The organism is Pseudomonas sp. N-1-13, assembly GCF_057787095.1.
In genome coordinates this window covers 4,803,079-4,815,479 of record NZ_JBYNRI010000001.1, presented here as the reverse complement: position 1 = coordinate 4,815,479, position 12,401 = coordinate 4,803,079, and the positions used below count along the sequence as shown (strand labels likewise).

The following is a 12,401-nucleotide window of genomic DNA, read 5'->3' as shown; positions in this document are numbered from 1 at the left end:
AATGTTGTGGTCAGACATAAATCCAATGTGGGAGCGAGCCTGCTCGCGATGGGGGGCTATGAACTGATCAAGGCGCCGGGTTCGGCTGATCCTTGTGAATCGCCTCGATCCCCGCCAGCACTTCATCGGACAGCTTCAGGTCGAAGCTGGCGATGTTGCTGTCCAGTTGCTCCAGCGTGGTGGCGCCAATGATGTTGCTGGTCACGAATGGTTGTCGGGTAACGAAGGCCAGGGCCATCTGTGCCGGGTCCAGGCCGTGTTCCCGCGCCAGGGCCACATAACGACTGCATGCGGCTTCCGATTGTGGATTGAAATAGCGCATGAAGCGGCTGTAGAGCGTCAGGCGGCCCTTGGCTGGCCGTGCGCCGCCTTCATACTTGCCCGACAGGAAACCGAACGCTAATGGCGAGTAAGCCAGCAGGCCACACTGTTCGCGGATGGCGATTTCCGAAAGCCCGATCTCGAAACTGCGGTTGAGCAGGTTGTAGGGGTTCTGGATCGACACTGCCCGCGGCCAGCCACGGGCCTCGGCCAGGGCGAGGAACTTCATGGTGCCCCACGGCGTTTCGTTGGACAGGCCGATGTGGCGGATCTTGCCGGCCCGGACCTGCTCGTCCAGGGCCTCGAGGGTTTCCTCCAGCGGGGTGAAATCTTCGTCGGCCTTGTGCTGGTAGCCCAACTGGCCGAAGAAATTGGTGCTGCGTTCCGGCCAGTGCAGTTGGTAGAGATCGATCCAGTCGGTCTGCAGGCGCTTGAGGCTGGCGTCCACCGCTTCGACGATATGGCGGCGGTTGTGCTTGAGGTTTTTGTCGCGGATGTAGTCGATGGTGTTGCCGGGGCCCGCGATCTTGCTCGCCAGGATCCAGTCGGCACGGTCGCCGCGGCTCTTGAAGTAATTGCCGATGTAGCGCTCGGTGGTGGCGTAGGTCTCGGCCTTGGGCGGTACCGGATACATCTCGGCGGTGTCGATGAAATTGATCCCGGCACCCTTGGCGCGTTCGATCTGGGCGAAGGCCTCGGCCTCGCTGTTCTGCTCACCCCAGGTCATGGTTCCGAGGCACAGGGCGCTCACGTTTAGATCGGTACGGCCTAGCTGGCGATAATCCATCGGGAACTCCTTGGGCAAAACAATCATAAAAGCAGGTTGAATTATTTTTCGCAATCTGCATAATTGCGCACCTCTTTCTGCAGTGGAAGTGATGCGCCGCCGCCGAAGAATCTTGCCGTTGAACGGACGCGCCGACCCGAGCCCCCGAAAGCGTCTGTATCCGGCTGCCTTTGACTTGTCAAAGTACGCACTATTCAGTAAGATCCGCCGTCTAATTTACAGGGCGGCCCCTGAGGCTATAAAGAATGAAAACTTTTACTGCTAAACCGGAAACAGTAAAGCGCGACTGGTTTGTCGTCGACGCTGCTGGTCAGACCCTGGGTCGTCTGGCCACCGAAATCGCGAGCCGTCTGCGTGGCAAGCACAAGCCTGAGTACACCCCTCACGTCGACACCGGTGACTACATCGTCGTCATCAACGCTGAGCAAGTACGTGTTACTGGCGCTAAAACCACTGACAAAATGTACTACTCCCACTCCGGTTTTCCTGGCGGCATCAAGTCGATCAACTTCGAAAAGCTGATCGCCAAAGCCCCTGAGCGCGTGATCGAGACCGCGGTTAAAGGCATGCTGCCTAAAAACCCACTGGGTCGCGACATGTATCGTAAGCTGAAGGTTTATGCGGGCGCTGCTCACCCTCATACTGCTCAGCAGCCCCAAGAACTGAAGTTTTAACGGAATAGTTCATTATGTCGGCGACTCAAAATTACGGCACTGGCCGTCGCAAGACTGCAACCGCACGCGTTTTCCTGCGTCCGGGCACTGGTAACATCTCCATCAACAACCGCTCCCTGGATAACTTCTTCGGCCGCGAAACTGCCCGCATGGTAGTTCGTCAGCCGCTGGAACTGACCGAGACCGTCGAAAAATTCGACATCTACGTCACTGTTATCGGTGGTGGTGTAAGTGGTCAGGCTGGCGCAATCCGCCACGGCATCACTCGCGCCCTGATGGATTACGACGAAACTCTGCGCGGTGCACTGCGCAAAGCCGGCTTCGTAACTCGCGATGCTCGTGAAGTTGAACGTAAGAAAGTCGGTCTGCGTAAAGCGCGTAAGCGTCCGCAGTACTCGAAGCGTTAATTTCGCTTTCGCGTTCAAAAGGCGCCCAGTTCCTCACGGAGCTGGGCGTTTTTTTATGCGCGAAAGATTTATGCTGTGACAACTTGCCACATCCGTGAAGCCCCTATACTACAAGGCTTGGCGGTTGGGTCGCTTGGTAATTACCTTGTCAGAACTGGGGCTTTTCATTACCATTCGGCAAAATTTTTATAAGTTCAGATTTTTACTTAGTAGACGCCTGATTTAACAGGCCACAAAGCTGATGGGAGAGGACTGAATGAGCAATGACGGCGTGAATGCAGGCCGGCGTCGCTTCCTGGTAGCAGCCACATCCGTGGTGGGTGCTGCAGGAGCGGTGGGGGCTGCGGTCCCGTTCGTGGGGTCATGGTTTCCCAGTGCCAAGGCGAAAGCCGCAGGTGCACCGGTGAAAGTGGATGTCAGCAAGATCGAGCCAGGCCAGCAGATGATTGCTGAGTGGCGCGGTCAGCCGGTGTTCATCGTCCGCCGTACAGAGGAAATCCTGGGGAATCTGAAAAAGATCGAGGGCCAGTTGTCTGACCCTACCTCCAAGAACTCGACGCAACCGACCTATGTCGATCCGGAGACACGCTCGATCAAGCCGCAAGTCCTGCTGCTGATCGGGATTTGTACGCACCTGGGTTGCTCGCCAACGTTCCGTCCTGAGGTAGCCCCTGCCGACTTGGGCAAGGACTGGGTCGGTGGTTATTTCTGCCCTTGCCACGGCTCCCATTACGACCTGGCGGGTCGCGTCTACAAATCGCAGCCTGCACCTCTGAACCTGCCAGTTCCCCCGCATTCCTATGAGACCGACGACATCATTGTCGTTGGCGTCGATACGGAGACAGCGTGATGAGCAAATTCATGGATTGGGTTGATGCGCGCTTTCCCGCGACCAAAATGTGGGAAGACCATCTCAGCAAGTATTACGCTCCGAAAAACTTCAACTTCTTCTACTTCTTTGGCTCCTTGGCATTGCTCGTTCTGGTCAACCAGATCGTCACCGGTGTCTGGCTGACCATGAGTTACACCCCTTCGGCGGAAGAAGCGTTTGCCTCCGTCGAATACATCATGCGTGACGTCGAGTACGGCTCGATCCTGCGTCTGCTGCACTCCACCGGCGCTTCGGCGTTCTTCATCGTGGTTTACCTGCATATGTTCCGTGGTCTGCTCTACGGTTCGTATCAGAAGCCTCGTGAGCTGGTGTGGGTCTTCGGCATGCTGATCTACCTGGCGCTCATGGCGGAAGCCTTCATGGGCTATCTGCTGCCGTGGGGCCAGATGTCCTACTGGGGCGCCCAGGTGATCATCTCGCTGTTCGGTGCAATCCCGGTCATCGGTGATGACCTGACCCAGTGGATTCGCGGTGACTACCTGATCTCGGGCATTACCCTGAACCGCTTCTTCGCCTTGCATGTGGTGGCCCTGCCGATCGTGATCCTCGGTCTGGTGGTGCTGCACATCCTGGCGCTGCACGAAGTCGGCTCGAACAACCCCGATGGCGTGGACATCAAGAAGTACAAGGACGAAAACGGTGTACCGCTGGACGGCATCGCCTTCCACCCGTACTACACCGTCAAAGATATCGTCGGCGTGGTAGTGTTCCTGTTCATCTTCTGCTCCATCGTGTTCTTCTTCCCAGAGATGGGTGGTTACTTCCTCGAGAAGCCTAACTTCGAGCAGGCGAACGCCTTCAAGACCCCTGAGCACATTGCTCCGGTCTGGTACTTCACACCGTTCTACGCGATTTTGCGGGCGGTTCCAGACAAGCTGCTGGGCGTCATCGCCATGGGTGCGGCGATCGCCGTGCTGTTCGTCCTGCCGTGGCTGGACCGCAGTCCGGTCAAGTCGATGCGCTACAAAGGCTGGCTGAGCAAAATCTGGCTCTGGGTGTTCTGCATCTCGTTCGTGATCCTGGGTGTGCTGGGCGTACTCGCTCCAACGCCGGGCCGGACGCTGCTGTCGCAGGTCTGCACCTTCCTGTACTTCGCCTACTTCATTCTGATGCCGTTCTACACCAGGCTCGAGAAGACCAAACCGGTTCCGGAAAGGGTGACTGGCTGATGAAAAAGCTATTTTCTGTACTGATTCTTGCTGCTATGCCTGTACTGTCCTTTGCGTCCGCATCCGGTGGTCCTGAGCTGGAAAAAGTCGACATCGACGTTTCCGACAAAGCTGCCATGCAGGATGGCGCGCGTACGTTCGCCAACTACTGCATGGGCTGCCACAGCGCCAAGTTCCAGCGTTACGAGCGCGTAGCTGATGACCTGGGCATTCCCCATGAGTTGATGCTCGAGAAGCTGGTGTTCACCGGTGCCAAGCTGGGCGATCACATGAACATCGGCATGCAGCCGGCAGACGCCAAGACCTGGTTCGGGGCTGCACCGCCCGACCTGACCCTGGTGGCACGCGTGCGTGGCACCGACTGGCTCTACGGTTACCTGCGTTCGTTCTATGAGGATCCCGCGCGTCCTTGGGGCGTGAACAACAAGGTCTTCCCGAACGTCGGCATGCCAAACGTTCTGGTCGGCCTGCAGGGTCGTCAGGTGGTAGGCTGCAAACAGGTTCAAATCGTCGAGGACGGCAAGAAGCAATACGATCCGCTGACCGGCACCGCTTTGACTCACGAAGCCTGCGACCAGCTGACCGTGTTGCCGAACACCGGCAGCCTGACTGAAGAGCAGTTCGACGAGAAGGTCAAGAATCTGGTGACCTTCCTGGCCTACTCGGCCAACCCGGTGAAGCTGGAGCATCAGCGCATCGGTACTTATGTGTTGCTGTATTTGGCGTTCTTCTTCGTATTCGCTTACCTGCTCAAGCGCGAATACTGGAAAGACGTGCATTGATAAAGCTGTAAACCGTTGCTGTTAATCGTGCGCGCCCAAGGGCGTCTCTGGATGTAACGAACCTGGTCCGCCGGGTGTTACGGGAGGCGCCCTTTGGGCGCGCTCGTTTTTCCGTTTTTCGATAATTTCAACAAGCGAGGAGGATCGCCATGGGCGTGACCAATCGGTTGGCCTGTTACTCCGACCCCGCCGACCACTACTCCCACCGGGTACGCATCGTACTGGCAGAGAAGGGTGTCAGCGCCGAGATCATTTACGTCGAAGCGGGCCGTCAGCCGCCGAAGCTGATCGAGGTGAACCCTTACGGCAGCCTGCCCACGCTGGTCGATCGTGACCTGGCATTGTGGGAGTCGACAGTGGTGATGGAATACCTGGATGAGCGTTATCCGCATCCGCCTTTACTGCCGGTATATCCTGTTGCGCGGGCCAACAGCCGTTTGCTGATCCATCGCATCCAGCGTGACTGGTGCGGGTTGGTGGACCTGATCTTGGATTCACGAACCAAAGAACCTGCGCGGGTCGTGGCGCGCAAAGAATTGCGTGAAAGCCTGACTGGCGTATCGCCGCTGTTCATCGACAAACCATTCTTCCTCAGTGAGGAACAAAGCCTGGTGGATTGCTGCCTATTGCCAATACTCTGGCGTTTGCCGATTCTGGGTATTGAACTGCCGCGGCCTGCCAAGCCGTTGCTTGATTATATGGAGCGCCAATTTGCGCGTGAGGCATTCCAGGCGAGTCTGTCTGGTGTCGAACGTGACATGCGCTAAGGCTTAGGGAGCCGCTATGAACTCCAGTCGACCTTATCTGGTCCGCGCGCTCTACGAGTGGATTGTGGACAACGATTGCACCCCGCACATGCTGGTCAACGCCGAGTATCCATCGGTGCAGGTGCCGCAGGGTTTTGCCAACGATGGGCAAATTGTCTTGAACGTATCACCGGCCGCCGTGCGTCACCTGCACATGGACAATGACGCGGTCAGTTTCGAGGGACGCTTCGGGGGGGTGCCACACACCCTGTACGTGCCTATCGCCTCGATCCTGGGGATTTATGCCCGGGAGAATGGTCAGGGTATGGTGTTCGAGCTGGAATCGCCGTTGGATGGCGAAGAAGAGTTCGAGGCTGATGATGACCTGCCGCCACCGGATGACGAGCCGCCGCGTCCTAGCGGGCGGCCTAGTTTGAAAGTGGTGAAATAGCTGGCAGATATGTGCCACAAGGCCATGTAGCCACAGGTTGTGTGAAGGCCTGGCAAGTTGGTTTAGAGAATGCCTGTGTCGCGAGATGCGGGCATTTTTTTTGTGTCGTTGGTGGGTGTGTATATCCGTTTCTGCGGTAACGGCTACTTATGGTTCCGCTCTTACAGCGGCTCACTTTTGAGAAGCGCAAAAGTAAGCAAAACGCTTCTGCCCCACCACTCGGTGCCTCGCCTAGGCTCGGCATGCCCGAACGCAGGCATTGCTCCGTGGGCCCGCCGCGAAGGGCCATCCATGGCCCAGCGCGGCTATCCCGGCATCCATGCCGGGATGCCCACTGCGCAATGCCTGCGTTCGGCCAGCGTGGTTTAACGGGGCGTCGAGATCAAGATCAAGATCAAAAGCAGAGCAAGAGCAAGAGCGGGGTAGATGCCAGTATCTATTTAGCTGAACTACCGCTATCGCGAGCAGGCTCGCTCCCACATTGATTTGTGTGTGCTCACAGTATTTGCAAGCGACACAAAACCTGTGGGAGCGAGCCTGCTCGCGATGACGCCGGTACATCCAAGCATCACTGCAAACTGACCCTCCACTTTCGCGAGCAAGCTCGCTCCCACAGGGGAAACCCGTTCGCTCCAGAACAGGCCGGCTGTCAGGCCGCCTCGTTTTTGATTTTGATCTGGGGCGCCCCGTTAACCACGCTGGCCGAACGCAGGTATTGCGTAGTGGGCACCTCGGCATGGATGCCGAGGTAGCCGCGCTGGGCCATGGATGGCCCTTCGTGGCGGGCCCACGGAGCAATGCCGGAGTGAGGGCATGCCGGGCCTAGGCGAGGCACCGAGTGGTGGGGCAAAGCGCTTTTGGTTACTTTTGGCGCTCTTCCAAAAGTGACCCGCTGTAAGAGCGGAACCATAAGCCGCCGTTACCGCAGCAACGGATATACACACCGATCAAACCTCCCCCCCCCAAAAAAAATGAAGCCAAAAAAAACGGCGCTTTCCGTCTCGGAAGAAGCGCCGTTTTTCTTGAGCACCTGAAGTTCAGTATCAGTCAATGTACTCAAACAACTTGACGATCTTCTGCACCCCGGAAACCCCTTGCACCAGATTGGTCGCCTGCGCAGCCTCCTGCTTGGTCAGCAGCCCCAGCAGATAGACGATGCCATTCTCAGTCACGACCTTGATGCGCGAGCCGGGAATGCTGGCGTCGGTGAGCATCTGCGTCTTGATCTTGGTAGTCAGCCAGGCATCGTTCTGACGCGCCAGCAACGAGGAAGGTGGCAGGACCTGCAGTTCGTTGTGCACGGTCTTGACCCGCTGCACGGCGCTTGCAGCCTGTTCGGCCTTGGCCTTGAGGTCCGCGCGTGGGGTCTGGCCTGCCAGCAGCACGACACCGTTGAAGCTGGTGACGACGATGTGCGAGTTGTTGTCCAGGTCCGGGTCGGCCTTGGCGATGTTCACGCCTGCCTTGGTTTCGATCAACGAATCGTCGATCTTGCTGCCGAAGGTGCGGGTGCCGCGGTCGTCTTCAATCGGCTTTTCCCGGCTGGCGTTAACCACCGATGTGCAGCCGCTGATGCCGAGGCACAGGGTCAGGGCCAGAAGGCCTAGGCGATTAGGGGTCATTCTTCACTCCCGAACAGTTGGCTGTCGATCAAGTCGCAAAGACAATGAATCGCCAGCAGGTGGACTTCCTGAATGCGTGCAGTGACATTGGCCGGTACGCGAATCTCGACGTCCTCAGGCAACAGCAGTGACGCCATGCCGCCGCCATCGCGACCGGTCAATGCTACGACAATCATTTCGCGATCATGTGCGGCCTGGATCGCCTGAATAATATTGGCCGAGTTGCCGCTGGTGGAGATCGCCAGCAACACATCGCCGGGCTGGCCCAGGGCGCGGATCTGTTTGGAGAACACTTCGTTGTAGCTGTAGTCGTTGGCGATCGAGGTGATCGTCGAGCTGTCGGTGGTCAATGCAATGGCCGGCAGGCTGGGGCGCTCGCGCTCGAAGCGGTTGAGCAGCTCCGATGAGAAATGCTGGGCGTCGCCGGCAGAACCGCCATTGCCGCACGAAAGCATTTTGCCTTCGTTGAGCAGGGCGTTGACCATCACTTGGCTGGCTTGCTCGATGTGCGGTGCAAGTACGTCCATCGCCTGTTGCTTGGTGTCGATACTGGCCTGAAAAAGCTGGCGAATTCGCGATTGCATGTCCATCTGTGTGACCTTAAGTAGCGCGGCTTATCGGCACAAGCATGTGCGGCGCGCAAAGCAAAGAGCAAAAATTGGGTGAAGGTGTCCGGCTCGGCTCGTCATGGGTGTTGAAGTTCAACTGTCGAAGGCATTCTGCAACCAGTTCAACTGATCGGCGTTGCTGTCGATGGCAACCACGTCGAAGCGGCAGGGATGATCGGCCCAGCGAGACTCGATTTGCAGGAAATACTGCGCGGCGAAAACCAGCTTCTGGCGCTTGCGTGCATCGATGCTGTCGAGCGCGCCACCCCATTGAGTATTTTTTCTGTAGCGGACTTCGACGAATACTACTGTATCGCCGTCAAGCATGACCAGATCAAGCTCGCCACGTTTACACAGCCAGTTCTTCGCCAGCAGCCGCAGACCTTGTTGCTGAAGATGCGCGAGAGCCTGGCTCTCGGCATCCCGTCCGCTTTGCTGGCGAGATCGGTCAGGCATCAGCGCTGAGTGTCCGGCAGGCGCTGCACCTGACCGTTGACGAATTCGGCCCACGGCAGTTGACGTTGCACTCGCTGGGACTGCGACACTGCCAGGCTGCCCGACAGCCCCTCGATGCGGGTGTCCGGCAATGTCTTTAGCTGACCCAGGCGCGGAGCCAGACGATAGGCATCTGCTCCCATCGCGTACAACCGACCCAGGCTACCGCCGGCCTGGGGCCACTGGGCGGTGACCTGCTTGCGCAGCGGGTCGTTGGCATCGAGCAGCCACGGGGTTTCGCAGAAGCGCACGCCGCTCATGTCGTTGTACTGATTCTGGTCGCCACTGGCGCTGAACACATGCGAGGTGGCGTACACAGGTACGTCGCCGGCGTACTGGAAGTTCAGGGTCGGCTTGATCTGCTGGGCCTGTTGCGGGGTCGAGGCCAGGAACAGGAATTCGATGTCCTGGCGGCGGGACGGCTGGGCCGCGACGGCGGTGTCGACTGTGCTTTGCAGGCGCTTGGCGCGACCTTCGCTCTGGCGCAGATGGAACATGTCGGCAATCTGCTGGGCCAGTTGTACGGGTTGATCGATACGTTCGACAGCGATGATGGTGCCGCCATTGGCCTGCCAGTCCTCGCTGAAGGCTTTGAGGACGCGATCGCCCCATTCACCTTTTGGCACCATGACGGCGGCACGATGCAGGCCGTCCGTACGGGCGCGACGCGATACTTCGCGGGCTTCGTCTTCCGCGGCCAGGCCAAACTGGAACAGTTGGGCCGGGCCTTGCTCGCCTTCGCTGTAATTGAGCGCGAGGGTCGTGATCGGCAGTTGCGGGCGGGTGCTGAGCTGCTTGACCAAGGGTTTTTCCAGCGGGCCGACCACCAGTTGCACGCCGTCGGCCTGCGCCTTGCGATAGAAATCATCCAGGGAGGTCAGGCGCGAGCTGTCATAAAACTGAATGCTTGGCGGGTTCTGCCCGGCCTGTTGGGCCTGATAGTGGGCAGCCATGAAACCTTCGCGCAGAGCTCTTGCGACCGAGGACAGCGGGCCATCCTGGGGCAGCAGCAAGGCGATCTTGCTCAGGGGCTGGCTCGCCAGTTCCTTGAGCTTGACCAGCGGCGTCGGCAGCTGGAGCGCGGCCGGGTGCTTGGGGTTCTGCTCGCGCCAGCTGTCGATAGCCGCCTGTTGCTGTTCCAGCGTACCGGCAGTTTTTACAACCTGGGCCAAACTCAGCCAGCCACCCAGGTCGTCGGTGGTGGTCGGTTGCAGTTGATCGGTGGGCAGCGAGGCGATCAACGACCAGATCGCCTCGTGGTTTTTCGCCGCCGCTTCGTTTTCAAGCAGGGGCGCAATGAAGATCCGTTCCTTGGCGGCGGCCAGGGTCTGGCCATCGGCCTCGAGGGCGCGGGCGTGGACGGTGCCGGTACGGACCTGCTGTTCCACCGGTAGCTCGCCCAGGTGCTGCAGGCTCGGGTGGCTCAGGGCGCTCAGCGCTGCTTTGGGTTGATTGCGCGTCATTGCCAGTTCGGCCGCCAGAGTGCTGGCGAAAATCTGCTGGCCGGGCTTGAGTTGCTCCATCGGCACCTGTTGCAGGATCTGCGCGGACTGGCCGGCATTGCCCTGGCGGTAGGCCAGGTCTGCTGCACTCAGGCGCAACAGGGCGGCTTTTTCCGGGGTTTTGCTTTGAGTGGCCTGTTCGAGCAACTGCTCGATACTGGCATCCGGGGTCCGTGGAAGTTCGCCAAGGCTGGAGGAGGGCGAGCTGGCGCAGGCCGCCAGAAGGGCAGCGAGGCAGAGGGCGGAGAGCAGCCGCAGGCAAGCGATCATGTAAATGTTCCTGATACGAGATCAAATTAGCGTCGAATTGTACCCAAGCACTGGCCGGGGCGCGATGTTAGTGGCGTGAATCGATCAATTTAGGTATTTCAAATGTTGCGGCGCAGCACTGCAGGTCGCCGGACAGCGAGGCGCTGCGGGCAGTCGTGACGCACACTACGCGCTACAATGGCGGTTTTACCGATCATGAGGTGTGCGCTTTGACTGCTCCAGGTGCTTTGAATTCCGCTGCCGGCTCGCTTTATGTGGTGGCGACGCCCATCGGCAACCTGGACGATATCAGTGCCCGGGCGCTGAAAATCCTGCAGGAGGTGGCCCTCATTGCGGCCGAAGATACGCGCCACTCTCAACGCTTGTTGCAACATTTCGGCATTTCAACGCCGTTGGCGGCCTGTCATGAGCACAACGAGCGGGAAGAAGGCAGTCGTTTTATCACTCGTTTGTTGGCGGGCGATAACGTCGCGCTGATTTCCGACGCGGGTACACCGCTGATTTCCGACCCTGGCTATCACCTGGTGCGCCAGGCTCGGGCGGCCGGTATCAACGTAGTGCCGGTGCCGGGGGCGTGCGCCTTGATCGCAGCCCTTTCGGCGGCGGGCCTGCCGTCGGACCGTTTCATTTTCGAAGGTTTTCTGCCAGCCAAGGCGGTGGGGCGACGGGCGCGCCTGGAGTCTATAAAGGAGGAGCCGCGTACGTTGATCTTTTATGAGGCGCCGCACCGCATCCTTGAATGCCTGCAGGACATGGAGCTGGTGTTTGGTCCGGAGCGCCCGGCGCTGCTCGCCAGGGAGCTGACCAAAACCTTCGAAACCCTCAAGGGGTTGCCGCTGGCGCAGTTGCGCGCCTTCGTCGAAGGCGATAGCAACCAGCAGCGCGGTGAATGCGTCGTGCTGGTGGCGGGCTGGACGGCGCCGCACAATGAAGAGACTGTCAGCAGTGAAGCGATGCGCATCCTGGACCTGCTGCTTGAGGAAATGCCCCTCAAGCGCGCCGCCGCCCTCGCGGCGCAGATTACCGGCGAGCGTAAGAACGTCCTGTATCAGGTTGCGCTGGAAAAACAGAAGGGCCAGTGAAACCGGGGCGCGGCGCTGGCCAAGGGCTTTTAGCGCTTGTTCTTCGGCCGCTCTGCCGTTAACCTTCGCGGCGGAGAGTCGATCGGACAGTCGCTGCCCTCTATGAAAATTAGGGGGGGGAGGAAAGTCCGGGCTCCATAGGGCGAAGTGCCAGGTAATGCCTGGGAGGCGTGAGCCTACGGAAAGTGCCACAGAAAATAACCGCCTAAGCGTTTCGGCGCCGGTAAGGGTGAAAAGGTGCGGTAAGAGCGCACCGCACGGCTGGCAACAGTTCGTGGCTAGGTAAACCCCACTTGGAGCAAGACCAAATAGGGTCCCAAGGCGTGGCCCGCGCTGGGACCGGGTAGGTTGCTAAAGATGTCCAGTGATGGCCATCGTAGACGAATGACTGTTCAAGACAGAACCCGGCTTACAGATCGACTCTCCACCTTTTCCCCTCCTGCCAGAATCGCTGGCAGACGCAATTGCTAAGACCAAAAAAATCTTACTCTTAACAAATCACTTTAACTTCTGAGCGCAGCTTCCTGTGTTCGCTGAAGTTGTGGCGAAAAATCCTACGTCAGATTCCCATCGCCCCTCCAGATACGCTCCTA

The 12,401-nt window shown here is 58.8% G+C and carries 13 protein-coding genes and 1 other RNA gene; 9 read left to right on the top strand and 5 right to left on the bottom strand.

Features of this window, described 5'->3' with window-relative positions:
- Positions 1 to 67: 67 nt before the first annotated feature.
- Positions 68 to 1,108: an NADP(H)-dependent aldo-keto reductase gene (locus AC3I65_RS21575; protein ID WP_047228575.1), complete on the bottom strand. Its 1,041-nt coding sequence runs from the start codon at positions 1,106 to 1,108 to the stop codon at positions 68 to 70.
- Between the two features lie 245 nt (positions 1,109 to 1,353).
- Here AC3I65_RS21575 and rplM point away from each other — a divergent pair, with 245 nt between their 5' ends.
- From rplM to AC3I65_RS21540, 7 genes are all read left to right on the top strand, one after another.
- Entirely contained in the window at positions 1,354 to 1,782 is a 429-nt protein-coding gene (gene rplM / locus AC3I65_RS21570) for a 50S ribosomal protein L13 (RefSeq protein WP_003205365.1), read from the top strand.
- A 14-nt stretch (positions 1,783 to 1,796) separates the two neighbouring features.
- On the top strand, positions 1,797 to 2,189 hold the full coding sequence (gene rpsI / locus AC3I65_RS21565; protein ID WP_003205364.1) for a 30S ribosomal protein S9: 393 nt from the start codon (positions 1,797 to 1,799) through the stop codon (positions 2,187 to 2,189).
- 256 nt (positions 2,190 to 2,445) lie between these two features.
- Complete coding sequence (gene petA, locus AC3I65_RS21560; RefSeq protein ID WP_047228574.1) at positions 2,446 to 3,039, top strand: ubiquinol-cytochrome c reductase iron-sulfur subunit; 594 nt, start codon at positions 2,446 to 2,448, stop codon at positions 3,037 to 3,039.
- The gene (locus tag AC3I65_RS21555) at positions 3,039 to 4,250 is read left to right on the top strand and encodes a cytochrome b (RefSeq protein WP_047228573.1); all 1,212 of its coding nucleotides are present in this window, start codon (positions 3,039 to 3,041) and stop codon (positions 4,248 to 4,250) included. Before petA ends, AC3I65_RS21555 begins: the two co-directional genes overlap by 1 nt.
- Positions 4,250 to 5,032: a cytochrome c1 gene (locus AC3I65_RS21550; protein ID WP_047228572.1), complete on the top strand. Its 783-nt coding sequence runs from the start codon at positions 4,250 to 4,252 to the stop codon at positions 5,030 to 5,032. Before AC3I65_RS21555 ends, AC3I65_RS21550 begins: the two co-directional genes overlap by 1 nt.
- A 149-nt stretch (positions 5,033 to 5,181) precedes the next feature.
- A complete protein-coding gene (locus AC3I65_RS21545) occupies positions 5,182 to 5,799 on the top strand; it encodes a glutathione S-transferase N-terminal domain-containing protein (protein ID WP_047228571.1) in 618 nt (205 codons plus the stop codon).
- Between the two features lie 16 nt (positions 5,800 to 5,815).
- The gene (locus tag AC3I65_RS21540) at positions 5,816 to 6,229 is read left to right on the top strand and encodes a ClpXP protease specificity-enhancing factor (protein ID WP_047228570.1); all 414 of its coding nucleotides are present in this window, start codon (positions 5,816 to 5,818) and stop codon (positions 6,227 to 6,229) included.
- Positions 6,230 to 7,272: 1,043 nt separating this feature from the next.
- Here AC3I65_RS21540 and AC3I65_RS21535 read toward each other — a convergent pair.
- The 4 genes from AC3I65_RS21535 to AC3I65_RS21520 form a co-directional block, all read right to left on the bottom strand.
- Positions 7,273 to 7,851: a BON domain-containing protein gene (locus tag AC3I65_RS21535; RefSeq protein ID WP_047228807.1), complete on the bottom strand. Its 579-nt coding sequence runs from the start codon at positions 7,849 to 7,851 to the stop codon at positions 7,273 to 7,275.
- Positions 7,848 to 8,441, bottom strand: a complete 594-nt coding sequence (locus AC3I65_RS21530; RefSeq protein WP_007928463.1) for a phosphoheptose isomerase — start codon at positions 8,439 to 8,441, stop codon at positions 7,848 to 7,850. The genes AC3I65_RS21535 and AC3I65_RS21530 overlap by 4 nt, the downstream gene beginning before the upstream one ends.
- 111 nt (positions 8,442 to 8,552) lie before the next feature.
- The gene (locus AC3I65_RS21525; protein ID WP_047228808.1) at positions 8,553 to 8,915 is read right to left on the bottom strand and encodes a YraN family protein; all 363 of its coding nucleotides are present in this window, start codon (positions 8,913 to 8,915) and stop codon (positions 8,553 to 8,555) included.
- Complete coding sequence (locus AC3I65_RS21520; RefSeq protein ID WP_047228809.1) at positions 8,915 to 10,726, bottom strand: penicillin-binding protein activator; 1,812 nt, start codon at positions 10,724 to 10,726, stop codon at positions 8,915 to 8,917. Before AC3I65_RS21520 ends, AC3I65_RS21525 begins: the two co-directional genes overlap by 1 nt.
- Positions 10,727 to 10,935: 209 nt before the next feature.
- Between AC3I65_RS21520 and rsmI the strand changes: the two genes are divergently transcribed.
- Both rsmI and rnpB read left to right on the top strand, forming a co-directional pair.
- Complete coding sequence (gene rsmI, locus AC3I65_RS21515) at positions 10,936 to 11,808, top strand: 16S rRNA (cytidine(1402)-2'-O)-methyltransferase (RefSeq protein WP_047228810.1); 873 nt, start codon at positions 10,936 to 10,938, stop codon at positions 11,806 to 11,808.
- Between the two features lie 74 nt (positions 11,809 to 11,882).
- Positions 11,883 to 12,236, top strand: an RNA gene (gene rnpB / locus AC3I65_RS21510) — RNase P RNA component class A.
- The last annotated feature ends 165 nt before the right edge of the window (positions 12,237 to 12,401 follow it).